This is a genomic window from Sphingopyxis sp. (assembly GCF_040216815.1).
Lineage (GTDB): Bacteria > Pseudomonadota > Alphaproteobacteria > Sphingomonadales > Sphingomonadaceae > Sphingopyxis.
The window spans coordinates 829,320-853,592 of the sequence record NZ_JAVJOJ010000009.1; the positions used below are offsets into that span (position 1 = coordinate 829,320).

The 24,273-nt window shown below is 65.8% G+C and carries 25 protein-coding genes; 10 read left to right on the forward strand and 15 right to left on the reverse strand.

What is annotated here, in order from left to right; genetic code table 11:
• Positions 1 to 88 precede the first annotated feature (88 nt).
• Positions 89 to 1,015 (reverse strand): LysR family transcriptional regulator, encoded by a 927-nt coding sequence (locus RIA72_RS14465; protein ID WP_350032758.1) that lies wholly within the window; start codon positions 1,013 to 1,015, stop codon positions 89 to 91.
• 84 nt (positions 1,016 to 1,099) lie between these two features.
• On the opposite strand from RIA72_RS14465, the gene RIA72_RS14470 reads away from it, so the two are divergent.
• The gene (locus RIA72_RS14470) at positions 1,100 to 1,435 is read left to right on the forward strand and encodes a hypothetical protein (RefSeq protein ID WP_350032759.1); all 336 of its coding nucleotides are present in this window, start codon (positions 1,100 to 1,102) and stop codon (positions 1,433 to 1,435) included.
• Between the two features lie 161 nt (positions 1,436 to 1,596).
• Here the strand turns inward: RIA72_RS14470 and trmB are convergent, their stop codons facing one another.
• Genes trmB through lnt form a run of 3 tightly spaced genes read right to left on the reverse strand, consistent with a single transcriptional unit; the run spans position 1,597 to position 5,249 of the window.
• Positions 1,597 to 2,328, reverse strand: a complete 732-nt coding sequence (gene trmB / locus RIA72_RS14475) for a tRNA (guanine(46)-N(7))-methyltransferase TrmB (RefSeq protein ID WP_350032760.1) — start codon at positions 2,326 to 2,328, stop codon at positions 1,597 to 1,599.
• 40 nt (positions 2,329 to 2,368) lie between these two features.
• A complete protein-coding gene (gene metK / locus RIA72_RS14480; RefSeq protein WP_350032761.1) occupies positions 2,369 to 3,589 on the reverse strand; it encodes a methionine adenosyltransferase in 1,221 nt (406 codons plus the stop codon).
• A 52-nt stretch (positions 3,590 to 3,641) separates the two neighbouring features.
• The gene (gene lnt / locus RIA72_RS14485; protein ID WP_350032762.1) at positions 3,642 to 5,249 is read right to left on the reverse strand and encodes an apolipoprotein N-acyltransferase; all 1,608 of its coding nucleotides are present in this window, start codon (positions 5,247 to 5,249) and stop codon (positions 3,642 to 3,644) included.
• A 173-nt stretch (positions 5,250 to 5,422) separates the two neighbouring features.
• Between lnt and RIA72_RS14490 the strand changes: the two genes are divergently transcribed.
• The 4 genes from RIA72_RS14490 (at position 5,423) to RIA72_RS14505 (ending at position 8,927) form a co-directional block, all read left to right on the forward strand.
• Positions 5,423 to 5,857, forward strand: a complete 435-nt coding sequence (locus RIA72_RS14490; protein ID WP_350032763.1) for a protein tyrosine phosphatase family protein — start codon at positions 5,423 to 5,425, stop codon at positions 5,855 to 5,857.
• Positions 5,854 to 6,258 carry a hypothetical protein gene (locus RIA72_RS14495; RefSeq protein ID WP_350032764.1) on the forward strand — a complete coding sequence of 135 codons (405 nt, stop codon included), beginning with the start codon at positions 5,854 to 5,856 and terminating at the stop codon, positions 6,256 to 6,258. Before RIA72_RS14490 ends, RIA72_RS14495 begins: the two co-directional genes overlap by 4 nt.
• On the forward strand, positions 6,251 to 7,165 hold the full coding sequence (locus RIA72_RS14500) for a sterol desaturase family protein (RefSeq protein ID WP_350032765.1): 915 nt from the start codon (positions 6,251 to 6,253) through the stop codon (positions 7,163 to 7,165). The genes RIA72_RS14495 and RIA72_RS14500 overlap by 8 nt, the downstream gene beginning before the upstream one ends.
• A 175-nt stretch (positions 7,166 to 7,340) precedes the next feature.
• Positions 7,341 to 8,927: a GMC family oxidoreductase gene (locus RIA72_RS14505; protein WP_350032834.1), complete on the forward strand. Its 1,587-nt coding sequence runs from the start codon at positions 7,341 to 7,343 to the stop codon at positions 8,925 to 8,927.
• A gap of 89 nt (positions 8,928 to 9,016) precedes the next feature.
• On the opposite strand, the gene RIA72_RS14510 is transcribed toward RIA72_RS14505, so the two are convergent.
• On the reverse strand, positions 9,017 to 9,556 hold the full coding sequence (locus RIA72_RS14510; RefSeq protein ID WP_350032766.1) for a winged helix-turn-helix transcriptional regulator: 540 nt from the start codon (positions 9,554 to 9,556) through the stop codon (positions 9,017 to 9,019).
• Between the two features lie 189 nt (positions 9,557 to 9,745).
• On the opposite strand from RIA72_RS14510, the gene RIA72_RS14515 reads away from it, so the two are divergent.
• Entirely contained in the window at positions 9,746 to 10,120 is a 375-nt protein-coding gene (locus tag RIA72_RS14515; RefSeq protein ID WP_350032767.1) for a VOC family protein, read from the forward strand.
• Positions 10,121 to 10,497: 377 nt separating this feature from the next.
• Here RIA72_RS14515 and RIA72_RS14520 read toward each other — a convergent pair whose 3' ends face one another.
• The 10 genes from RIA72_RS14520 to RIA72_RS14565 all read right to left on the reverse strand — a co-directional run bounded on the left by RIA72_RS14520 (position 10,498) and on the right by RIA72_RS14565 (position 20,317).
• The gene (locus RIA72_RS14520; protein ID WP_350032768.1) at positions 10,498 to 12,864 is read right to left on the reverse strand and encodes a TonB-dependent receptor; all 2,367 of its coding nucleotides are present in this window, start codon (positions 12,862 to 12,864) and stop codon (positions 10,498 to 10,500) included.
• Between the two features lie 308 nt (positions 12,865 to 13,172).
• A complete protein-coding gene (locus tag RIA72_RS14525; RefSeq protein WP_350032769.1) occupies positions 13,173 to 14,537 on the reverse strand; it encodes an ammonium transporter in 1,365 nt (454 codons plus the stop codon).
• Between the two features lie 18 nt (positions 14,538 to 14,555).
• The gene (locus RIA72_RS14530; RefSeq protein ID WP_003043080.1) at positions 14,556 to 14,894 is read right to left on the reverse strand and encodes a P-II family nitrogen regulator; all 339 of its coding nucleotides are present in this window, start codon (positions 14,892 to 14,894) and stop codon (positions 14,556 to 14,558) included.
• Between the two features lie 362 nt (positions 14,895 to 15,256).
• Positions 15,257 to 15,952 (reverse strand): endonuclease/exonuclease/phosphatase family protein, encoded by a 696-nt coding sequence (locus RIA72_RS14535; RefSeq protein WP_350032770.1) that lies wholly within the window; start codon positions 15,950 to 15,952, stop codon positions 15,257 to 15,259.
• 18 nt (positions 15,953 to 15,970) lie between these two features.
• A complete protein-coding gene (locus tag RIA72_RS14540) occupies positions 15,971 to 16,201 on the reverse strand; it encodes a putative signal transducing protein (RefSeq protein WP_350032771.1) in 231 nt (76 codons plus the stop codon).
• On the reverse strand, positions 16,201 to 16,767 hold the full coding sequence (locus tag RIA72_RS14545; protein WP_350032772.1) for a pyridoxamine 5'-phosphate oxidase family protein: 567 nt from the start codon (positions 16,765 to 16,767) through the stop codon (positions 16,201 to 16,203). Before RIA72_RS14545 ends, RIA72_RS14540 begins: the two co-directional genes overlap by 1 nt.
• Before the next feature lie 29 nt (positions 16,768 to 16,796).
• Positions 16,797 to 17,369: a DUF924 family protein gene (locus tag RIA72_RS14550; RefSeq protein WP_350032773.1), complete on the reverse strand. Its 573-nt coding sequence runs from the start codon at positions 17,367 to 17,369 to the stop codon at positions 16,797 to 16,799.
• A 123-nt stretch (positions 17,370 to 17,492) separates the two neighbouring features.
• A complete protein-coding gene (locus RIA72_RS14555; RefSeq protein ID WP_350032774.1) occupies positions 17,493 to 17,891 on the reverse strand; it encodes a hypothetical protein in 399 nt (132 codons plus the stop codon).
• Positions 17,892 to 17,970: 79 nt separating this feature from the next.
• Positions 17,971 to 19,206, reverse strand: a complete 1,236-nt coding sequence (locus RIA72_RS14560) for a hypothetical protein (RefSeq protein ID WP_350032775.1) — start codon at positions 19,204 to 19,206, stop codon at positions 17,971 to 17,973.
• Between the two features lie 181 nt (positions 19,207 to 19,387).
• Positions 19,388 to 20,317 (reverse strand): glutaminase, encoded by a 930-nt coding sequence (locus RIA72_RS14565; RefSeq protein ID WP_350032776.1) that lies wholly within the window; start codon positions 20,315 to 20,317, stop codon positions 19,388 to 19,390.
• Positions 20,318 to 20,417: 100 nt separating this feature from the next.
• Between RIA72_RS14565 and RIA72_RS14570 the strand changes: the two genes are divergently transcribed.
• From RIA72_RS14570 to RIA72_RS14585, 4 genes are all read left to right on the forward strand, one after another.
• A complete protein-coding gene (locus RIA72_RS14570) occupies positions 20,418 to 20,891 on the forward strand; it encodes a VOC family protein (RefSeq protein ID WP_350032777.1) in 474 nt (157 codons plus the stop codon).
• On the forward strand, positions 20,888 to 21,214 hold the full coding sequence (locus RIA72_RS14575; RefSeq protein ID WP_350032778.1) for an ArsR/SmtB family transcription factor: 327 nt from the start codon (positions 20,888 to 20,890) through the stop codon (positions 21,212 to 21,214). Before RIA72_RS14570 ends, RIA72_RS14575 begins: the two co-directional genes overlap by 4 nt.
• Positions 21,211 to 21,681, forward strand: a complete 471-nt coding sequence (locus tag RIA72_RS14580) for an SRPBCC domain-containing protein (RefSeq protein WP_350032779.1) — start codon at positions 21,211 to 21,213, stop codon at positions 21,679 to 21,681. The genes RIA72_RS14575 and RIA72_RS14580 overlap by 4 nt, the downstream gene beginning before the upstream one ends.
• A 152-nt stretch (positions 21,682 to 21,833) precedes the next feature.
• The gene (locus RIA72_RS14585) at positions 21,834 to 24,242 is read left to right on the forward strand and encodes a ligase-associated DNA damage response DEXH box helicase (protein WP_350032780.1); all 2,409 of its coding nucleotides are present in this window, start codon (positions 21,834 to 21,836) and stop codon (positions 24,240 to 24,242) included.
• Positions 24,243 to 24,273: the final 31 nt, after the last annotated feature.

Sequence of the window (24,273 nt, forward strand, 5' to 3'; positions counted from 1 at the left end):
GAAGGGAATTATTTGTGCGCTCAGACGAAGCCACGCCCCGCCGCCCTCAACACGCCGAACCCTGGATCCGGGGCCTCGAGTCGTGACCCTAGGCGATCAGGTCGTCGGGCAGATGGTCGCGGGCATAATCGATGAAGGCGCGCAGCTTGGGCATCATCTGCTTGCGGCTGGGATAATAAAGGAAGAGACCGGCGGTCGATGTCGCATGGTCGGCGAGCACCACCTCCAGCTCGCCGCGCTCGACATGCTCCTTCAGCACCGGTTCGGCGGCCATGCCCAGCGCAACGCCGCTGCGCACCGCCATCACCATCGCCGCCTGTTCGTTGACGATCACCGGCCCGGTGACGCCGACTTCGACTTCGCGATTGCCCTCCATGAACCACCAGGGCATCAGCCCGCCGCTGGCGAGGCGCAGGCGGACGCAGCGGTGATTGCGCAGGTCCGCGGGCGTTTGCGGACGGCCATGGCGCTCGAAATAGGCGGGGGAGCCGAAAACGGTGAAGCGGAACGCGCTCGACAGGCGCACCGCGACCATGTCGGCCTCCAGCATCTCGCCCATCCGTACCCCGGCGTCGAAACCGCCCGCGCTCAGATCCGACAGCCCGTCGTCGCCGAAAATCTCCAGCTCGATGTCGGGATAGGTCTCGCAGAATCCTGCCAGGATCGGCTCGAACAACGGCTGCACCGCGCCGCGCATCAGGTTGATCCGCAATCGCCCCGCGGGCCGGTTGCCAAGGTTGCGCGCCGCCTCATAAGCGTCGGCCAGCCCCGAATAGGCGGGCGCCGCGCGCTCGAGGAACATCTCGCCCGCCTGGGTAAGCCCGACGCTGCGCGTCGTGCGCATGAAAAGCGGCGCGCCGACGCGCGCTTCGAGCGACTTGATCGTCTGGCTGATCGCCGAGGGCGAGACGCCGAGGTCGGCCGCGGCAGCGGAAAAGCTCCGCCTCTCCGCAACGCGCAGGAAAGCTTCGATCCCGTCGAGGGCCCCATGGGGGATTGTTAAATCCTGCTTCAAGGCACTTGCAGATTATAGGCGATTATCTAAGTGCGCAAGCGCAGCTATAAAGGTTGCACAAAGCAACGAAAGGAAATCTCTCCCATGTCCTATCAGCTCTCCTCTTTCCGCCACTTTCCCTCCGCTTTCGCCATTGTCGCCGCGTCGGCCCTCGCCTTCACCGGACTGATGGCGTCGGCCACGCCCGCCTATGCCCAGTCGGGTGGCGATTATCGCTGCGCGGGCCTTGCCGAACAGGCGCATGTCGCCGCGAACGGTATGGAAGGCACCAAGCAGTCGAGCGCCAAGCGCTTTGTTTCGACCGGCAAGAAGCTGTGCGAAGCAGGCAATGAACGCGCCGCCGCGAAGCAGTTCCGCGCCGCGCTCAAGATCGCGGGTGTTGCCGAAGTCGAAGCCGACAGCCAGCTGGCCGCGCGCTGAGACCCGGCGACGTCACGATAGCAATCTCCGGACCGTCCTCTCCCTCTCCCGGGCGGGTCCACACAACTGGGGCGGCACTCGATACGGGGCCGCCCCATTTGTTTATGTCTCCTTCGGGAGCATAATCGCCGCGTGCGGCGCGATGTTCGGAACGGCGGAACTCAGCGGCGCCGATAACGGAAATACCAGACCTCGTGCCCCTGCGCGCGCGCCTTGGCCTCATAGCGCGTTTCGGGCCAGCCGCCGGGGCGACGCTGGAAATCGCGCGCATCCTTCGCCAGCCATTCGAACTGGTCGCGATGGCGCCGCATCACCATGAGCGCGTGAGCCAGATAGATCGGATGGTCGGTGCCGAAGCGGAACTCGCCGCCGGGCTTCAGCTTGGCCGCGATCAGATCAATCGGACCGTCGTTCATCATCCGCCGCTTCGCGTGGCGCGCCTTCGGCCACGGGTCGGGGTGGAGCAGATAGACGAAGCTCAAAGCGCCGTCGGGGATACGCCGCAGCACCTCGAGCGCGTCGCCATGATGGATGCGGACGTTGGCGAGGGGCGGATGCTGCCCCCCCTTATTGGCGAGATGGGGATCGCCCGCGACATGGACCAGCGCCTGCGCGACCCCGTTGATGAAGGGTTCGGCGCCGATGAAGCCATGGTCGGGCAGCATGTCGGCGCGCGCCGCCATATGCTCGCCGCCACCGAAGCCGATTTCGAAATGCAGCGGACGATCGAAATCGAACAGCCGCCGCGCGGTGACGTCGCCATCGAGGGGCACGGCGATCTGCGGCAGCAGCGTGTCGACCAGATCCTGCTGGCCTGCGCGCAGCGGCTTCCCCTTCGATCGGCCATAAAGGCGGTTGAGGGTCGTCGGGTCGCCGGGCTTGTACGCAGTCATGCCGCGCGCCCTAGCGGCGCCGCCGGGCGCGGGCAAGCGGTCAGCGCGCCAGCGCAGCCTTCAGCTTGTCGACCAGGTCGGTGCGTTCCCACGGAAACGCCTCGCCGTTCGCCTGGCGGCCGAAATGGCCATAGGCCGCGGTCTGGCGATAGATCGGCTTGTTGAGGCCGAGGTGGGTACGGATGCCCTTGGGCGTCAGGCGGACGAGCTGCGGGATCGCGGCTTCGATGCGGCCTTCCTCGACCGTGCCGGTACCGTGCAGGTCGACATAGATCGACAGCGGCTCGGCGACGCCGATCGCATAGCTCAATTGGATCGTGCAGCGGCGCGCCAAGCCCGCCGCGACGATATTCTTCGCCAGATAGCGGGTGATATAGGCCGCCGAGCGGTCAACCTTGGTCGGGTCCTTGCCGCTGAAGGCGCCGCCGCCGTGCGGCGATGCGCCGCCATAGGTGTCGACGATGATCTTGCGGCCCGTGAGCCCCGCGTCGCCGTCGGGTCCCCCGATCTCGAAGCGCCCCGTGGGATTGATATGATAAACGGTGTTCGCGGTGAGCAATTCGGCGGGCAACACCTCGGCGATCACGCCGAGGACATATTTCCTGAGCTCGGTATATTTGGCTTCGTCGCCCTGGCCTTCGTGGAAATAATAGCCGGGCGCGTGCTGCGTCGACACGACAATCGCGGTCGCCTCGACCGGCCGCTCGTTGGCGTAGCGCAGCGTGACCTGGCTTTTGGCATCGGGTTCGAGGAAGGGCGCCACACCCGCCTTGCGGTCGGCGGCCATGCGTTCGAGGATCTTGTGGCTGTAATCGAGCGTCGCGGGCATCAGGTCGGGGGTTTCGTCGGACGCATAGCCGAACATGATTCCCTGGTCGCCCGCGCCCTCATCCTTGTTGGCGGCTTCGTCGACGCCCTGCGCGATATGCGCCGACTGGGCGTGCAGATTATTTTCGAAGCGAAACTCGTTCCAGTGGAAGCCCGACTGTTCATAGCCGATGTCCTTGACCGTCCGGCGCACCGTCGCCTCGATCTCGTCGAGCGCGCCGGGCGCCCATTCGCCATCCTCGAACACGCCCTTGCAGCGGATTTCGCCTGCCAGCACGACAAGCTGCGTCGTCGTCAGCGTTTCGCACGCCACGCGGGCTTCCGGGTCTTTCGACAGGAACAGGTCGACGATCGAATCGCTGATCTGGTCGGCCACCTTGTCGGGATGCCCTTCGGACACGCTTTCGGAGGTGAAGAGGAAGCTGTTGCGCATGGGGAGCCTTTTCGAGCGACGGATATAAAGAAAAGTTTATGTTGGGTGGCTGTTAGCGTCCGCGGCGGCGAAAGGCAATGGCCAGCGCGAGCAGCGCAAGCGCAAAGCCGACCGGCAGCGCATTGCCGAAACGCGCAAAGAGTGTCGGTTCGTGCGCGGGCGGCACGACTGTGTCGATGCGCCCGGCGGCGTGCATCGGCAGCGATTCGACGATGCGGCCGTCGGCATCAATCACCGCGCTGATCCCCGTCGGCGTGGCGCGCACGACGGGCAGCCCTTCCTCGATCGCGCGCAGCCGCGCCTGCGCCAGATGTTGCGGCGGGCCCCACGATCCGAACCAGGCGTCGTTCGACGGGTTGAAGATGAAATCGGGGCGATGGGCGCGGTCGACGATCTGGCCCGAAAAGATGATCTCGTAACAGATTTGCAGGCCGATGCGGCCAAAGGCGCCGAGGTCGATCGTGCGCGGCCCCGGTCCGGGCCAGAAATCGATGTCGCCGGGCGCAAGCCGCGACAGGCCGATCGCCGAGAGGATCGGCCGCATCGGCAGATATTCGCCATAGGGAACGAGATGCGCCTTGTCATAGCGCGGCCCCAACGTGCCGTCGGCGTGGAGCGTCATCACCGCATTGCGTGCGCCGACGACCTCACCCCCCTTGTCCATTTCGAGCTTGAGCGCGCCGAGCAGCATGGCATCGCCCGCGTTCATCAGCGCGGCGATCCGCCGCCGCGCCTCGGCGGGCGAGCGGTCGTAATAGATGGCGGGATAACCCCATTCGAGATAGTCGGGCACCGCCGCCTCGGGCCAGAGGATGAGGCGTGGCGTGTCGTCCTTCGGCGTTGTCAGCCGCGCGAGCTTGGCGAAATTGGCGTCGGCCTTGTCGCCCTCCCATTTGTCCTGCTGGCCGACATTGGGCTGGACGACGGTGATGGGGACGGGCGTGCCTTTTCCTTCGCTGTCGCGTGCAACAGCGGCTTGAAAACCCTTATGATCGATCAGCAGGCTCGCCGCGATGATGGGCAGCGCAACGCCGACGGTTACGATCGTGGCGCTTCGCACGTGACGACCGGCGGCGAGGAGCAGGATTCCGGCGGCCATGACGACCAGCGCGGACGCCCCGTAGGTGCCGATCCAGATCGTCGGCGCGCTGGCGTCCATCTGGATCGCGATCAGCGGATTCCACGCAAACCCTGTAAAAATCCAGCTCCGCAGCCATTCGGTGAGCGTCCACAGTGCGGCAAAGGCGAGGACGAAGGATAGCGTCGCCCCCCCTCCACCCTTCGCAGGGGCGACGAATTTTCCGAACGACCACGCCCCCCACGCGGCGAGCGCGGGATAGATCGCCAGATACAGCGCCAACAGCACGACCGCGACCCACCCCAGCCACGCCGGCATCGCCGCCTGATAGGTAAAGGCGGTCGCGATCCAGCCCAGCCCGACGACGAAATGCCCAAATCCGAATGCCCAGCCCGCTCCGAACGCCCTGCGACCGCGCGGGCTGCGCGCGACCAGCGCCATCCACCCCGCCAGTGCGAGCAAGGTCAGCGGCCACAGGTTCAGCGGCGCGAACCCTGTCGCCGAAACGGCGCCCAGCAACAGGGCAAGGGACTTTGGCCAGCGGTCGGCGAAAGCGGCGATGCGGGGGCGTGTCGCGGTCACGCGCGACCTCTTAGCCGCGCCGATGCGCGGCGACAATGCGGCTTGCACGCATCGGCGAAGGAAGGGCCGCGGCTGTTTTCGGCCCAAAGCCACCCTTCTGCTTTTTTCATACGTCGATCATGTTTGCACCTTCATGCTTGTCAGTAGCCCCGCGGCGGGAGTAGGTCGCAGGCATGAGCGATTTTCGTCCCCTGTCCGCCCAGTTCAGCGTCGCGCCGCAAATCGGCATCGACGATGTCGCCGAAGCGAAAGCGCAAGGCTTTGCGATGGTGATCAACAACCGCCCCGACGGCGAGGAACCGGCCGCGCCGCAAGGCGACGCGATCGGTCACGCCTGCGCCGCCGAGGGCTTGGCCTATGCGGCGATCCCGATCGGCCATGCGGGGTTCAGCCATGCGCAGATCGACGCGCTCGACAAATTGCTCCGCGATGCGACGGGGCCGATCCTTGCCTATTGCCGATCGGGGACGCGCTCGACGCATTTGTGGGCGCTCGCTCGCGCGCGCGCCGGGGACGATGTCGGCGGCATCGTCGATGCGGCGGCGAAGGCGGGCTATGATCTTTCGGGGCTGCGGCCGATGCTGGACGCGCTTTCGGGGGAAAAATGACGGCCATGGCCATTCAGGCGGGGGCGTCGCTTCTGGCGGTGCTGTTCGTCGCCTGGCTGGTCGGCAAGATGGGGCTCGGCGCCGACCCGCGGATCGAGGATGCGGCCCATGCGATCCGCCTCGCCGAAGAGGCCGAGGTGGGATTTGGCGGGATCGAGGTCGGGCGCGACCGCGCCGGCTTTGCCGCGATCGTGCGCAACGCCGAAGGCCGGATGATGCTGGTGCGCGCGCATGGCAATTTTTTTGCGGCGCGGCCGGTCGACGCGCAGGTGATCGGCCGGCTCGACAAGGATTTCCTGACGCTCACGATGCCCGAGCGGACATTCGGCGCGGTCACGCTGCAATTGGGGAGGGATGCCGGGATGTGGGCAAGCCGGATGCGGGAGATCGTGCGTGGCTGAGCTGCCCGATCCGGTCGTTTATGCGGTCCCTGCCTTCATCCTGCTGCTGATCGTCGAGATGATCGTGGCGCTGCGCGCCGACAGGAGCCGGTATGAAGCGCGCGATACGCTCACTTCGCTGATGCTCGGCACGGGAAGCCAGGTCGCGGGCGCGCTCGTCGGCGCGGCGGTCGTCGGCATGGCCGTGTGGGTGCACCAGTTCCGGCTTTTCGACATCGGGATCGCGTTCGAGACCTGGTGGTGGGCCTGGGTCCTCTGCTTCATCCTCGACGACCTGGCCTATTATGTCTTTCACCGGAGCGCGCACCGCGTCCGCTGGTTCTGGGCGAGCCATGTCATCCATCATTCGAGCCAGCATTATAATCTGTCGACCGCGCTGCGGCAGACGTGGACGGGCTTTTTCAGCTTGGGCTTCATCTTTCGCCTGCCGCTGTTCCTGATCGGCTTTCCGCCCGCGATGGTGTTCTTCTGCGCAGGGCTCAACCTCATCTACCAATTCTGGATTCATACCGAGGCGATCAAGCGGATGCCGCGATGGTTCGAGGCGGTGATGAACACGCCGTCGCACCACCGCGTCCACCACGGCGTCAATCCGCGCTACCTCGACGCCAATTATGCGGGCGTTTTCATCGTCTGGGACAAGATGTTCGGCAGCTTCGTGGCCGAACGCGGCGACGATCCGGTGCGCTATGGCATCGTCAAGCAGCTCGGCAGCTTCAACATATTGTGGGCCGCGGTGCACGAATGGGTCGGGATCGCGAAGGATGTGTGGGCCGCGCCGTGGCGGCATAAGCTGTCCTACATCTGGCGCGAACCGGGCTGGAGCCACGATGGCAGCCGCGCGACGAGCGCCATGATCAAGGAGCAGTGGCAAAAGGGGCAGCCGGTCGAGGAAGCGGCGGAGTAATGGCCGTCGCCCCCGCGCAGGCGGGGGCCGCTGCTGGCCTTACTCCACGGCGAATGCGTAAACCCCCAGCGGCCCCCGCCTTCGCGGGGGCGACGTATGGGCTTGCCACGCCCCCTAATGACATTCATGTAAGTCGCGATTGACCACCGAAACGGTGGCGGCGGGAGCGGCGGATATGGATCAGTTCGACATCATCGTCATCGGCGGCGGCAGCGCGGGGAGCGCGGCGGCGGGGCGGCTCGCCGAGGACGGGAAGCGGACGGTCTGCCTCGTCGAGGCGGGGGGCAGCAACGATGTCGTGCGCGTGAAGACACCGGGGCTGATGCCCTTTATTCCCAAAGCGTCGAACTATCGATACGAAACGCTGCCGCAAAAGGGGCTGGGCGGCCGCACGGGATACCAGCCGCGCGGGCGCGGGCTCGGCGGGTCGAGCGCGATCAACGCGATGGTCTATATCCGCGGGCACGCCTTCGATTACGATCAGTGGGCGGCGCTCGGCGCGACGGGGTGGAGCTATGCCGATGTGCTGCCCTGGTTCAAACGCAGCGAGGGCAATGAGCGCGGCGGCGACGAATGGCATGGCGGCGATGGACCGCTCAATGTCATGGACCAGCGCTGGCCCAACGTCACGAGCAAGCGCTTCGTCGAGAGCGCAGCGGCGCTGCAACTGCCGCGCACCGACGATTTCAACCGCGCCGACAATGAAGGGTTCGGGCTGTATCAAGTGACGCAGAAGGGCGGCGAACGCTGGTCGGCGGCGCGCGCCTATGTCGAACCGCTGCGCGGGCGCGCCAATTTCGACATCCGCACCGGCACGCTGGTCGAGAAGATTCTGATCGAGCATGGGCGCGCCGTTGGGGTCGTCATCCGGCGCGGGCGCCATCGCGAGACGCTGCGTGCGCGCGGCGGGGTGGTGCTGTCGGCGGGGGCGTTCGGATCGCCCCAGATCTTGATGCTGTCGGGTATCGGGCCAGCGGCGCATTTGCACGCCATGGGCATCGAGGTGACGCGCGATCGCGCCGCGGTCGGCGCCGATTTGCAGGACCATATCGACTATGTGTCGAGCTGGGAAACGCGCTCGACCGATCCGTTCGGCGACAGCCCCGGCGGAACCTGGCGGATGGTCAAGGCGCTTTTCGAGCATCGGCGCAAACGCACCGGGATCATGACGACCTGTTTTGCCGAAGCGGGCGGCTTCTGGAAATCGCGGCCCGACCTGCCCGCGCCCGACATCCAATATCATTTCGTCCCCGCGATGCTCGAGGATCATGGGCGGACAAAGGTAAAGGGGCACGGCTTTTCGTGCCACGCCTGCGTACTGCGTCCCGAAAGCCGCGGGTCGGTGACGCTTGCCTCGCGCGATGCCGCCGCCGCGCCGCTGATCGACCCGGGCTTTTTGACCGACGACCGCGACATCGCAACGCTTCGCGCGGGGGTACGGATGATGCACCGCATCGCTGCGGCACCGCCGCTCAGCGACTATGCCGGCGTCGACCGCCACCCGGTCGATCTGGATGACGATGCCGCGCTCGACGCGCTGATCCGCAGCCGCGCCGACACCGTCTATCACCCCGTCGGGACCTGCCGGATGGGAAGCGACGCCGACGCGGTGGTCGACCCGACCTTGAAGCTGGGCGGCGTTGAGGGGCTGTGGGTCGCCGATGCGAGCATCATGCCGCGGCTGGTGTCGGGGAATACCAACGCACCGAGCATCATGATCGGCGAGCGTGCGGCAGATTTCGTGAAGGCGGCTTTGGGCTGAATTTCTCCGTCATCCCGGCGCAGGCCGGGATCTCACCGGTGCGGAATGATGCGAGGTCGAAATCCCGGCCTGCGCCGGGATGACGATGGTTATAAGCACGCCTTCGCCAGCACGCGCCCGCGTCGCGTCAGATCGTATCGGCTCGCCGGCGGGCGCATATCGATCACCTCGCGCCGTACCAACCCATGCTCACCCAGCGCGCTCAGCCCCTGTGACAGCGCGCGCGGCGTGGCGGGGGCGAGCAGCCGCGATAGCGCGTTGAAGCGGTCATGCCCGGCGCCGATGCCCGCGACCAGCGGCAATCCCCAGCGCGTCGCCGCGCCGGGGGCGAGGCCAAGCGCGCGCTGCGCGTCGGCGATCGTCGCGGCGCGCGCAGCGGCGGCCCGTCCGGTCTCGGTCAGAATATATTCAGGGCGCAGCGGATGGCCGTGGCCGGGATTGCGCCGGACCCAGCCCGCCGCCTGCGCGGCGTCCAGCGTACGCGCAAGGCTGTCGCGGGGCAGGCCGAGTCGGTGAACCAGCTCGACGAAACGCGCGCCCTTATGCGCGGCGAGGTCGGCGAGCAGCGGCACCAGCCAGCGATGGCTGCCCAGCTGGAGCAGCAGCGGATCGGATGCTGTTGACGGCATTTGCAACTAACTATACAAATCAGACTATCGAAGCAAGGACGTTGGAGTGCGCGCTACGGTTCCTGCGCACCGTCATTGCGAGGAGCGGAGCGACGGAGCAATCCAAGGGTGGTTACGCTCACTCCGGATTGCCGCGTCGCCTTCGGCTCCTCGCAATGACGGCGTCAGTCGGCGAAAGGGAATGATGACATGGCATTGAAAATCGGATCCGAACTCACCTGTTCGATGGGCGTGAAGGATATGACGGCGTCGATCGCCTGGTATGAGCGCGTGATGTTGTGCGAGCTGCTCTACCGCGCCGACGAGATTGGCTGGTGCGAATTGAAAACGCCGATGGCGGGGGTGAATATCGGGCTCAGTCAGGTCGAGGAGGTCGCGCAGGGCGGCGGCGCGACCAATGTGTTCGAGGTTGCCGACATCGATGCGGCCAAGGCGCATCTCGACGCCGAAGGCGTGCGGCAGGATGGCGGTATCCAGCACATTCCCGGGCTGGTTAAGCTGCTCACCTTTTACGACCCCGACGGCAACGCCTTCATGTTCTCGCAGTCCGAAATGGCAGCATAGCCCGCGCTGCGGTTCTGCGAACGCGGCCGGGGCACCCGCCGCGCCGTCGCTCGGCGAAAGGGCGGATGAGCGTCAGCGATTCGGCGCTGCGCGGCGACCGCCGCTGGCGCGTCTTTGCTATGCTGCACTATCGTCGCAACACGCCCTGAAAAGCGCCAATTCCGGCTGGAATCCTTGCTGCGCAAAAAAAGAGGGCCGGGATTTTCATCCCGGCCCAGCCTTTCAGGCTCTCCCCTCCTGAAACTGTTGACCCAATGAATGCCACATTAATGTCATGTTGGAAAGGCCAAATTTGAGGCGATGCTGCACAAAAATTGTGCAGCATTTCAGTTGAGAAAGGGGGCGGCCGACGAGGAGGCCGCCCCCTTTCCGGCAGCTCAAAATGTCTTGCGCGCGGTGATGCCAAAGGTGCGCGGCTGGCCGACCGTGTAGCCAAGGCGCGCGCGGCCGCCACGTTCGCGGTCGAACGACAGCAGGGCATTCTCGTCGAAGACATTGTTGACATAGGCGATCAGCGACAGGCCGTTGTCGAAATCGACCCCGGCGCTGAGGTTCACGAGCTGATAGTCGGGAAGCTGAAGGTCGACTGTCGTGGATGCCCCCGCCGGCGCGCCGCCGAACGGCAGGCCGTGCACGAAGGTGCGCGGGTTGTTTTCCTGGTCCGCCGGCTGCGTATAGCGCGTGCCGACATGCTGGACCGACGCCGCGACATACATGCTCGCGGTATCGCCGATCGGCCATTCATAGCTGCCCGACGCCGTCAGCTGGAATTTGGGCACCGAAGGCAGCCGATTGCCGTCGCGGATGCCCGTTGCCGCCGTCAGCGCGCCCGGGAGCGTCGAATCGAACTCGGCCTCGATAAGGCTGCCCGACAGGTTGAGGTCGAGCCCGCGCGTGGGCGACAGCCCCAGTTCGAACTCGACGCCCATCGAATGCGCCTTGGGTACGTTGAAGACGATGCGCGACGAACAGGTGCCGGCATCGAGCGTGACCTGCAGATTCTTGATGTCGTTGTAAAAACCCGCGGCGTTGAAGGTGAAACCGCGGCCCTGCGTCTTGATGCCAAGCTCGTAGTTCCACAGGGTTTCGTCGTCATAGTCCTGGAAGGCGCCGAACAGCGCCTCGTCCTCGTCCGAACAGAGCGGCAGGTTCAGGGGATCGTTGACCCCGCCGAGGCGGAAACCCTTCGACGCCTGCGCATTGACCGTGACATTGTCGCTGACATCGTAGGACAGAAGGAAACGCGGGGTGAAACCGCTCGACTTGGTGCTGTCGGTGCGGTTGTCGCCATTGGCGAACAGCCCGCCCGAAACAAAGCTGCGCGTTTCCTTGAAGTCGTAATAGCGCCCGCCCGCGGTCGCGGTGAAAGCATCGGTGATGTCGTAGCTGACCTCGCCGAAAATCGCGAACTGCTTGATGTCATAGGGCAGGAAGGCGTTGTAGGGCGAATCAGTACCGAACCCGTTGCGCACCGCGTCCGATGTGCCCGCGCCCAGCGTTGCATCGGTAAAACCGTCATAGCCCGGCGTCGGCAGCGTCTGCGTATAGACGCGGTCGATCTTGGAATAGAAACCGCCGACGAGCCACTGGAACGGCCCGTCATTGTCCGAGGCGAGCCGAACCTCCTGCGTCCAGGTTTCGAGGTCGGTCGTGTCGAGCAGATTCGAGGGCAGGAGCACGCCCGCGTCGGGGAAGCCGAGGTCGACCGACACCGATCCGGTGAGCGCGCTCGCGTCGCGGCTGACGAGGATGTCGCGGTTGATATAGCTCGTCACCGACGTCAGCGTCGCACCGCCGAGCCCGACGTCGATCTTGAGGTCGGCGATCAGCGTTTCGTCCTCGAACGCTTCGCGCAGCATCAGATATTGCTCGCGCTCGTCGAACGTCACCGCGGGGCGCGTCGTCGTGAACTCATTGGCATAGAGATTGTAAATCTCCTGCCGGTTGAAGCCATCGGCCTTGACCTTCTGATAGACGACACGCGGCGTGATCGACAGATTGTCGCTCGGTTCAAAGGTCAGCGCGAGGCGTCCGCCATAGCGTTCGCCGCTGTTGACATCGTCCTTGCCCGCCGGGCCGATCGCGTTGATGAAACCGCCGTAGCGCGTGTAATAGCCGACCGCGCGGATCGCCGCATTGTCGCCCATCGGCACATTGACCGCACCTTTCAGATGGCCGCCAAGATCGTCGCCATCGACGAGGTTCAGATTCGCCTCGACGCTGCCTTCCATCACCCCGATCTTGGGCTGGTTGGTGATATAGCGGATCGTGCCGCCGACCGATCCCGATCCGAACAAAGTGCCTTGCGGCCCGCGCAGCGTTTCGACGCGGTTCAAATCATAAAGGTCGATGTCGGGGGTGAAGAGCGAGAGCGAGATGACGCTTTCGTCGAGATAGACGCCGACCTGCTCCTTGACCCCCGGCTGGTCGCGCACAACCTGCCCCGCCGAGACGCCGCGCACCGACACCTGGCTTTGCCCCGGCCCGAGGTTCTGCACCGACAGGCCCGCGACGTTGCGCGACAGATCTTCCAGCGTCACCGCGCCCGATTTCTGGATGTCTTCGGCGGTCTGCGCGTTGATCGAAAAGGGAATGTCCTGAAGATTGGCGTCGCGCTTCGTCGCGGTGACGATGATGATATTGCCGTCATCCTCGGCGCTTGGGGCGGTGTTCTGCGCCAGGGCCGGGGCGCTGAAAAGCGCAAGCGGCGACAAGCCCGCGAGCAAATATGCCCGTGCATTCATGATAATCCTCCTCCTGGTGGCCGATCTGGCGTCGGTCCGGCGGCGAAGGTGCGCCTCTTCGCGTCATTGCGCAATGGCGCACGAATCTTTCGCGGCCGATTGCTCGCGGCCTGTTGCATCCGGGCCACGGTCGGCGAAGGGCGCGAAAAGGCCGGGGTGAAACCCCGGCCCGCTGCCGTTCCGGCCGCAGATAAAAAAAGGCCGGGGTGAAACCCCGGCCAGTGGTTCGCAGGAGGAACCTGGGGAGGATCCCGCCGCCGTCGGTTGAAAGGAGAGAGACGTGCGGCGACGGGTATCCTGTCTCGTTGTCAGTAGTTGTAGGCGCGCTCCCCATGCTCGCCGAGGTCGAGGCCTTCGCGCTCGACTTCGGCCGAAACGCGCCCGCCCGTGACCAGCTTCGCGATGTAGAAAGCGACCGCCGAACCGATGCCCGACCAGAGGATCGCGACGAGGACCGACTTGATCTGCACCCAGAGCTGGCTGCCGAGGACATAATCGTCGCCTGCCGGGCCGCCGAGCGCGGCGAGCATCGTCACCGCGGTGCCGACCGATCCGATGATGCCGCCGAGCCCGTGGATGCCGAAGACGTCGAGCGAGTCGTCGAAGCCGAGCTTCGGCTTCACCTTCATCACGAACCAGCAGCAAACCATGCCCGCGACCGCGCCGAGCAGGATCGCGCCGAACGGACCCGAATTGCCCGCCGCCGGGGTGACGGCGACAAGGCCGGCGATCGCGCCCGAACAGGCGCCGAGCAGCGACCCCTTGTGACCGAGCGCGCGTTCGGCGAGCATCCAGAAGAGGACGCCGGCGGCGGTGGCGGTGAAAGTGTTGATCAGCGCCAGGCCCGCCGAACCATTGGCTTCGAGCGCCGAGCCGGCGTTGAAACCGAACCAGCCCACCCAGAGGAGCCCGGTGCCCACCAGCGTCATGGTCAGCGAGTGCGGCGCCATGATTTCCTTTTGATAGCCCGTGCGCTTGCCGATGATCAGGCAGCCGACGAGCGCCGCGATACCCGCATTGATGTGGACGACGGTGCCGCCCGCGAAGTCGAGCGCGCCCCAGCCGAAGATCAGCCCGGTCGAGGCATCGTCACCGCCGAGATACCAGACCATGTGCGCGATCGGATAATAGACGATGGTGAGCCAGACGATCGCGAACACCATGATCGCCGAAAATTTCATGCGCTCGACGAGCCCGCCGAGCACCAGCGCGACGGTGATCGCCGAGAAGGTCATCTGAAAGGCGATGAACACAAATTCGGGGATCACGACGCCGTCGGTGAAGGTCGCGACGGTCGAATCGGCGGTGACGCCGGCAAGAAAGGCCTTGCCCGACGAGACGAACTGATTGGCATCGCCGCCGAAGGCGAGGCTGTAACCGAACATCACCCACATGATCATCGCGAGCGCGGCGACCGCCAGGATCTGCGTCAGCACCGACGCCATATTCTTGGTACGGACAAGACCGCCATAAAAGAGCGCGAGGCCGGGCACGATCATCGCCATGACGAGCACGGTCGAGATCATCATCCAGGCGGTATCGCCCTTGTCGGGCGTCGGCGCGGCAGCCTCGGCGACGGCAGGCGCCGCGTCCTGCGCCCAGGCGGGCAGCGCGGCGAACAGCGAAAGGCCCACGGCCCCCGCGCCCGCCGCAATCTTGTTTGCGAACGTCATAATTTCCCCCTTCGTCATTTAGAGAGCCGCCTCGCCCGTCTCGCCGGTGCGGATGCGAACCGCCTGGCCGACGTCGAGCACGAAAATCTTGCCATCGCCGATCGATCCGGTGCCCGCGCTTTGCTGGAGCGTTTCGACGACTCTCGGTGCAAGCGCGTCGTCGCAGACGAGCTCGATCTTCACCTTGGGCACCATGTTGGTGGCATATTCGGCGCCGCGATAGATTTCGGTCTGCCCCTTTTGCCGCCCGAACCCCTTGACCTCGGTGACGGTCATGCCGGCAATGCCCAGCCCGGTGAGGGCTTCGCGCACCTCGTCGAGCTTGAACGGTTTAATGATGGCCAGGATCAGCTTCATGATGCCCCCTTTTGCTAATGGCACGATGTTGCGGTGCAACAGCCGTGCCAAATTGCGCGGGAGCCTTGAAAGTTAACATTTTGTGACGGTTTTGGAGTCGCTGGCGTGCCGGATCGTGCGCTCTGTGGGCAGGAGAGGCGGGGAGTTGCCTAAAATTTAGGCATTGCTGTCGTTGACCGTTGTGGGCCGGGTGGAGATGTGGAGATATTGTCGGCTATCAACCGAAATACGACATCCCTTCCCTCGTCATCCCGGCGCAGGGTGTTCAGAGTCACGTGCCTCTGAACACCCCGCGCCGGGATGACGGATAAAGGAAGGTCGGGAAACCACCCCGAAGCCGACGGCCAGTTTCACCCAAGCTATCAAATCGCCCGAAACCGCGCCCAGATGGGCAAATGGTCCGAAGCGCGCGCGGCGAGCGCGCTGCGGTGGACGCCTGCCTCGATGGCTTCGAGGTCGGGGGTCGCAAAAATCCGGTCGAGCTTGGCGACCGGGCGGCGGCTGTGAAAGCTGTGGCCGGTATCGACCAGCCGGTGTTCGGCACCGAAGTCGGCGAGGCAGCCGCCGGTGGGGCGCCATTCGTTGCAGTCGCCCATCAGGATCGTCGGCAGCTTTTCGCCCGCGGCGACATGGTGCAGGATCGCGCGCGCCTGCTGGCGGCGGCGCAGCCCCGAAATGTCGAGGTGCATCCCGACGACGCGCAGCCGCGTGTCGCCGATGCGCACCGTCGCGGCAACCGCGCCCCTCGGTTCGAGCGTCGGCAGGTGCAGCGCGTGGCTTTCCTCGACCTCGGCCCCCTTGCGCACGAGCAGCGCATTGCCGTGCCAGCCGATCGCATAGGGCCGCCCGCCGAGCAGGTCGACGGGGACATAGTCGCTATGCTCCTCGAACATATGCGGCGGGATCGCGCTCGCGCGGGTACCGAAACGGCGGTCGGCCTCCTGTAGCGCGACGATGTCGGCGTCGAGTTCGCGCAGCACCGCGAGCACGCGGCCGGGGTCGCGGCGGCGGTCGAGCCCGATACCTTTGCGCATATTGTAGCTGGCGACCTTGATCATGACCTTCGGTTCAAGCGCTCAGCCGGCGTTTCCGTTCCCGCCGCACTCGAACTCGGCCATCAGCGCCTGCGCCTCGCCCAGATCCTCGTCGAGCACCATGATCCGCACGGGAATCATCAGGCCGACGCTTTCGGCGATGTTCATCCCGGCGTCGAAGCACACCGCATGGACCCCCGCACTTTCGAGGCGCCCGCGCAGCAACTCGGCCTCGGCGCCGTTGGGCAGGCGGACGAGCTCGACGAGCGGCATCAGGCGGTGTCCCCCGCGATGAAGCGGTCGGTGGCGCGTGTCGGCAGGCCGTCGATGCTTTTTGTGCGTTCCTTGAACTTTTCGACCCATAGCAGGGGGTCGGCCTGGCGATGATATTTCTGCAGCGTATCGCGTTCGTGTTGCAATTCCATCATCGGCACGCCCCAGCCGCAGCTCGTCTGCACGCTTTCGATGTCGATGACGAAGATCTGGCGGGTGCCGGGAAGCAGGGTGAAATGCGTGGCGAGCGCGTGCCATTCGGCGTCCTGCGGAAGCACCGCCCGCCCGCGGCCGTAGATACGCAGGATCAGCGCACTGCGGTCGAACGCGCAGAACATGATCGTGATCCGCCCGTCGGCGGCAAGATGCGCGTGCGTCTCGTTGCCCGATCCGCCGAGGTCGAGATAGGCGACCTGGCTTTCCGAAAGCACGCGGAAGCTGTCGGCATAGCCTTTGGGCGACAGGTTGATGCGCGCGCCCTCGGCGGCGGTCGCGGTGAAAAAGACCGGCTGTTTTTCGATAAAGGCGATATGCTTGTCGGTCAGCGTATCGGTGAATTCGGCCATCGCTCGTCTCCGTCAGAGCGCCCGCCCTATCACCAATTCTTGCCCTCTTCTATCGCGGCCTCCTCGTCGGCGCGCGTCGCGCGGCCGAGCGCGTCGTTGCGATGCGGGAAGCGGCCGAAACGGTCGACGATGTCGAAGTGTTTTTGCGCATAATCCATGAACATGGGGTCGTCGAACCCCGCGAACAGCCGCAGCGATTCGCGCTGGTCGTCGATGTCCTCGCTATGCTGGAAGGGCAGGCAGGCAAACTGGCGCCGTTCGTCGGGCCAGCGTTCGTGCCAGCCGCGCGCGACGACCTCGCGCGCGATCGCCCGCGCAAGGCTGTCGGTGGCAAAGGCGTCGGCGTGGCCGCGATAGATGTTGCGCGGCACCTGATCGAACAGGATCGTCGCGGCGAGCGCGGTGTCGGGGTCGGTCAGGAAGGCTTCGGCGGGCTTCGAGCGAAGCGCCCGGTGCCAGTCCGCGGCGAGGTCGCGGACCTCGGCGTCGAAATCGGGGCCGCCACCGTACCAGTCGTCCATCGTATGATCGTCGAACCAGAAGGCAAGCAATTGCCGCGCCCAATCGGCGGGGGGAGGCGTGGTTTCAGAATCGTTCGTCATTGCGAGCCCTTCGACTGCCTTGCAGGCGCTCAGGATAAACTCGCGCCCTGTGCGAGCGAAGCAATCCAGGGCGGTTTACGCAACCCTGGATTGCTTCGCTGCGCTCGCAATGACCGAATCAGGCTAATCCGTCTTGGCGCGCCGATAGGGGACGAAATCCCCGAGCGAGACAAAGCCGGCGTACATCCGGCTGCTGCGGTCGCGCAGCTCGACCGTGTCGATATTGCACAGCTGGCTGCCGGTCGTCCGGGTGACGAGAATATCGTCGTCGTCGAGCGACCGGGCGCCGCCTTCGGGACGGTTGACCCACAGCGTATTGCCGATGCGATAAACGATCGCGGTTTCATCAATGATCTGCGAGCTGCTGACGCTCGACAGCGCGATGCATTTTTGCGGTTCGCCGGCAACGCGGCCTTCCAGCATCTTGGCAAGCTGCGCTTCGGGATCGCTTTTGTCGCGCGCAGCGGCGGGGGTGGCCGCGAGCGCGGCGGCGGCGATCAGCGCCGGGATCAGATGACGCATGGCTTGAACTCCTGTCTTCCAATATCCCTACCGCCGACTCGTTTACCCCAGAGCGTGTGAACCGGCGCTGACTGCGCGGTCAGCAGGCGCCGTCGGGGAGCGGGATGCCAAGGGGCCCCTTGCACTTTTTCTTCTTCGGCTTTTCGGCCGGAGCGTCCCCGTCGCCGCCCATGCCGCCCATGCCGCCGAAATCGGCGCCGATCATCAGCATGGTGTGCGAACGAAAGCGCACCTTCGCCGTCCAGTCGATGTTCCAGACGGCATTGCCCGCGGGCTTGGTCGGATAGGCGAAATTCGCCTCGGGCCCAAAGGCGTTCAAATTGCCGAACATCATCTCGCCCGACGCCTTCTTGACCTCGGCCGGGATCTGGCAGCTCGTCTGCGCGGGCGGCATCACGATCTTTTGCGTGACGAGCCGAGCGACGGTCGCGGGCGGCAGCCAGTCCCAGAGGCCGCCGCCGAACTGCTGCGACGCGCTGCTCGTCCACCACACCATGTCGCCGCCCCCGCCGCCGCGATCCATGCCGCCGAACGCCCAAGCGACATAGCCCGTCGCGGGAGCAAGCTGGTTCCAGCGGATCATCACCGACCCGTCGCCCTGCATCGCGGTCGAGGCGTTCAGCGCGGGCATATAATCCTGCGCCAGCGTGAAATTGATCTCCGGCCCGACATTGCCGGCGACGCGGTGCGCGCCGAGCAGCGAGCTGTCCTTCGGCACCACTTTCGACGATTTGGCGTTCGGCCAGTCGGCGTAGGAGGCGCTGTTCGACAGCATCACCTCGCGGATACGCGGGACGGTCGAGGTAAAGAGGTTCGGGGGCACCTGTCCCGCGGCGACCTTTGCGAAATCGATGACGACGGGCTGGCCGGGGCCCGCTTTCGCGCCGCAGCCCCAGAAGAGCAGCAGGCGGCCCTTCGGGCGCTCGAAATTGTCGGGCATCTCGTTGCCATCCTCGCGCGGGCGCGGCTTTCCGGGTTCGGGGCCCCACAGCGGCAGCGAGGCGCCGAGCTTTGCCTGCGGCTCGAAAAAATGGTCGGCGCGGACGGGCGGCTTCGCCGGCGACTGGTTCGACCCCAGGCGGAGCTCGATCGTGCGCGCGACCTGGTTGTCGGGGCCGCCGCCGAACATCATCCCCATCATCCCGCCGACGCCGGGCTTGCGTCCCCCCGCGGCCATCGCGGCAAAACCCGACGCCGTGGCGACGTCCATTTCATAACGCTCCTTGGGACCGGTGGTCTTTTGCGCCGAGCCGGGAACGGCGGCGAGCATCGCGGCGACAGCGGCGACGGAAACGAAACGCAGACTCGAACGCATGCAAACCTCCCTGTTGCGGGACGGCGCCCGCGGATGATGCGACCGGAATCTGTTCTTGTTCGCGTTTTTATATGCTGCGGGCGGGCGATCGCCAAGTGAGGACGATCACATGGGCCGTGGGGACGCCCATTGTCATCCCCGACCCATCCGGCGACCATCCCGACACCCTTTCGCATCGCGCTCAATCGAACACCGACCACCCCGCCGCATAGGCGAAATGTTCGAGCGCCGCGGCACCTGCAAGCGAGGTTCCCGCATCGTTGAGCGCGGGCGACCAGACCGCGATCGATCCCTGCCCCGGCGCGATGCACAATATGCCGCCGCCGACGCCGCTCTTGCCCGGCAGGCCGACGCGAAAGGCGAATTCGCCCGAATTGTCATAATGGCCGCAGAGCATCATGATCGCGTTGATGCGCCGCGCGCGGTGCGCGTCGAGCACCTGCTCGCCGGTCCGCGGGTCGCGCCCCTCCATCGCCAGGAACAGCCCCGCGCGCGCCAGCTGGCGGCACGACATCGCAATCGCGCACTGGCGGAAATAGACGCCGACGACGCTTTCGACCGGATGCCGCAGATTGCCGAACGCATCCATGAAATGGGCGAGGCTGCGGTTGCGCGCGCCGGTTTCGGATTCCGACGACGCCACCTCCTCGTCAATCACGATCCTATCGTCGCCCGCGCGGGCGCGCATGAAGGCGACGATTTCTTCGGCCACCGCGTCGCCGTTCCGCCCATCGATCAGCCGGTCGGTGGTCGCGATGGCACCGGCGTTGATCAGCGGGTTGCGCGGGATACCCGCTTCGCTTTCCAGCTGGACGATCGAATTGAACGCGCTGCCCGACGGCTCGCGTCCGACGCTGTCCCACAACTCGCTGCCGACCCGGCGCAGTGCGAGCGCGAGGGTGAAGACCTTGGACACCGACTGGATCGAAAAGGGCTCGTCGGCATCGCCGGCGGCATGGACCGTCCCGTCGGGCAGCGCGAGCGCGAAGCCCAGCTTTGCTGGATCGACCTTGGCAAGCGCGGGGATATAGTCGGCGACGCGGCCTTTGCCGCGTTGCGCTCGGGCGAGCGTCATCGCCTCTTCGATATGCTGGTAGAGATCGTCGCTCATCGTCGAGCCTTAGCATCTTCGCGCCTGCGGACGACTATTTTCATTTTTCTACAAATATTCTATAGATGAGAAATCAATTCATCGAATCGGGAGGCAGAACATGGCCGATCATGTGCGTTCCAAAGGGTTTTCGAGCGCCGTCACCTATCGCGACCCCAAGGCGGCGTTCCGCTGGCTGGAGCAGGCCTTTGGTTTCGATCCGCTGTTCGTGCTGCTCGACGCGGCGGGCAACCTTGCGCATTCGGAAATGGGTTTCGGCGATTCGGTGGTGATGGTCGGTAACGAATGGTCCGACGACCATCGCAGTCCGGCGAATCTGGGCGGCAGGAATACGCAGTCGGTGCACGTCCATCTGGCGGCGGGCGAGGACATTGATGCGCATTGCGAACAGGCACGCGCGGCGGGCGCCGTCATTGTCGCCGAACCCCAAACGCAATTCTACGGCGACCGCACCTACCGCGCCAAGGACATCGAGGGGCATATCTGGACCTTCGGCGTCACGGTCGAGGCCAAGACCGCGGCCGAATGGGACGCCGCAGGCGGTTTCACCACCCTGACGCGGCTCGACGCTTGAGTGCCGCGCTCGACCGGACGCTCGGCGCGCTCGCCGACCCGGTGCGGCGACGCGCGGTCGAGCTGATCGGCCAGCGGCCGCGCAGCGCGGGCGAACTGGCGCGCGAACTCGGTCTCGCGCCGCCCGCGATGAGCCGCCACCTGCGCGTGCTGAAAGAGGGCGGGCTGGTCGAGGATGGGCACCCGGCGTTCGATGCGCGCGTGCGCATCTATTCGCTGAAGGACGGCGCGACCGCTGAACTCAGGCAATGGCTCGCCGATACCGAGGCGCTGTGGACGCGCCAGCTCGCCGCGTTCAAGCGCCACATCGAGCACGGGAAATGAGCGGCGCCGCGGTGATCGTGGCGCTGCGCGTCGCGGCGTCGCCGGAGGCGGCGTTCGCGGCCTTTACCCGCGACATCGGCCTGTGGTGGCAGAGCCATCCCTTGTTCCAGCTCAGCCGGCGCGGCGATGGCACGCTGCGCTTCGACCCCGCGGGTCCGAACGGACGGCTCGTCACGCGCTTCGCCGATGGCGAGGAATGGGAAATCGGGCGGGTGCGCCATTGGCTGCCGGGCGAGCGGCTTGCCTTCGGCTGGCGCCTGCCCAGCTTCGCGGCCGATCAGGCCACCGAAGTCGATGTCCGCTTCGAACCGGTCGGCGCCGAAACACGCGTGACGGTCGAGCACCGCGGCTGGGACGCCATCCCGCAACGCCATGTCGCGCGGCATGGCTTTGAGCTGGTTCTGTTCCAGCGACGGCTGGGAGAGCATTGGCGGGGTTTGCTGAAGGCAATGGCGGCGGGGCTTTGAAGGAAGGCCGATTTTGGGGTGGGGAGCGGACTTTTTCAATTCCGTCATCCCGGCGAAGGCCGGGATGACGATGAAAGGAACGCCAGCCTCCGGTCGATTCAGACCATCAGACAAGCATTGCGCCTATCCCCCGCGCGCCCCAAATTGACGGGATGCACCTCCCCGCCCCCTTTGCCGACTGGTTTGCCGCGCGCGGCTGGCGGCTCAGGCAGCATCAGGCCGATATGCTTGCGGCGGGGCGGCGCGGCGAGCATGCGTTGCTCGTTGCCGCGACGGGTGCGGGCAAGACGCTGGCGGGATTTCTGCCCAGCCTTGTCGATCTGGCCGCGGAGCCCTCCGACCGCCTGCACACCCTCTATGTATCGCCGCTGAAAGCGCTGGCGGCCGACGTCGAACGCAATCTGCTGGGGCCGATCGCCGACATGGGGTTGGGCATCAGCGTCGAGAGCCGCAGCGGCGATACGAGTTCGGACAAAAAGGCGCGCCAGCGCGCAAAGCCGCCCAACATCCTGTTGACCACGCCCGAATCGCTGTCGCTTTTGCTCTCCTACCCCGACAGCTTCACGATGTTCGCGGATCTCAAGACCGTGGTGATCGACGAGATTCACGCCTTTGCGCCCGGCAAGCGCGGCGATCTGCTCAGCCTTTCGCTGTCGCGGCTTCACGCGATTTCGCCCGGCCTTCGCCGCGTCGGCCTGTCGGCGACGATCGCCGATCCCGATCAATATCGCGCCTGGCTGGCGCCCGGCGCCGACGCGAGCGCGGTGACGCTCATCGAAGGCGAGGCGGGCGCCGACCCCGATATTTCCATCCTTTTGCCCGAAGGGGCGGTGCCCTGGGCGGGCCATTCGGGGCGCTGGGCGGTGCATCAGGTTATGGAGGTCGTGGCGGCGAATCGCACGACGATCATCTTTTGCAACACGCGCGGCCTCGCCGAACTGACCTTTCAGGAGCTGTGGAAGGTCAATGACGCCTCGCTGCCGATTGCGATCCACCACGGCAGCCTCGACCGCGAGGCGCGCCAGCGCGCCGAACAGGCCATGGCCGAGGGACGCCTTCGCGCGCTGGTCGCGACGTCGAGCCTCGACCTCGGGCTCGACTGGGGCGATGTCGATTGCGTGATCCAGATGGGCGCGCCCAAGGGTTCGTCGCGGCTGCTCCAGCGGATCGGCCGCGCGAACCACCGGCTCGACGAGCCGAGCAAGGCGCTGATCGTCCCGGGCAATCGTTTTGAATATCTGGAGGCGCGCGCGGCGCTGGACGCGGTCGAGGCCGGGGAGCGCGACGCCGACCGCTTCCGCCCCGGCGCGCTCGACGTGCTCGCACAGCATGTGATGGCGCTCGCCTGCGCCGCGCCTTTCGATACGGAGCGGCTGCTCGCGGAAATCCGCGGCGCCGCGCCTTATCGGTGGATCGACGCCGAAACCTTTGACCGTCTGCTCGGATTCGTGCGCGACGGCGGCTATGCGCTCAAAAGCTATGACCGTTTCCGGCGCCTCGCGCCCGACGGAAAGGGCGGCTGGCGCATTGCCCATCCCCGGCTCGCGGCGCAGCACCGGCTCAACGCCGGGATCATCGTCGACGCGCCGACGCTCGACGTGCGGTTCAGGAACGGAAGGCGCCTCGGCACCGTCGAGGAATATTTCGCGAGCACGCTTGTCCCAGGCGACACTTTTGCCTTTGCGGGCTTGAGCCTCGAGGTCGAGTCGATCCGCGATACCGACCTCATTGTCCGTGCGACGACGCGGCCGGCGCGCATTCCCTCCTATGTCGGTGCGCGCATGGCGCTTTCGACGCGGCTCGCCGATCGCGTGCGCGCCTTCCTCGCCGATCCCGAAAGCTGGGCGCGTTTTCCGGACGATGTGCGTTTCTGGCTGGAGATGCAGCAACTGCGCTCGGTCCTGCCGCGCGCGGGCGAATTGCTCGTCGAAACCTTCCCCCGCGACGAGCTTCACTATCTCGTCGCCTATCCGTTCGAGGGGTGGAACGCGCACCAGTCGCTCGGAATGCTGATCACCAAGCGGATGGACCGCGCGGGGTTGCAGCCGATGGGCTTCGTTGCGTCCGACTATGCGCTTGCCGTCTGGTCGCTGCGTCCGGTGACGCACCCCGAAACCCTTTTCGATGCCGAAATCCTGTCGGACGAATTTGTCGAATGGGTGGAAAACTCGCACCTCCTGAAGCGCGCCTTTCGCGAGGTGGCGGTGATCGGCGGGCTGATCGAGCGCCAGCATCCGGGCAAGCGCAAGACGGGCAAGCAGGTGACTTTTTCGACCGACCTCATCTTCGACGTGCTCCGCAAATATGAACCCGATCATCTGCTGATCGAGGCGGCGTGGGCCGATGCGCGCGAGCGGCTTACCGATGTCGCCCGGCTCGGCGATCTGCTGGACCGCGCCGCAGGAACGATGCGCCATGTGACGCTCGACCGGATCAGCCCGCTCGCCATTCCGGTGCTGGTACTGATCGGGCGCGAGAGCGTCGCGGCGGCCGATCTCGACGACGCCTTGCTCGGCGAACTCGCCGATTCGCTCGCCGAAACCGCGATGTACGCGGACTGACCCGCTGGCGCCGCGCGGGGTGTTTCGCTTG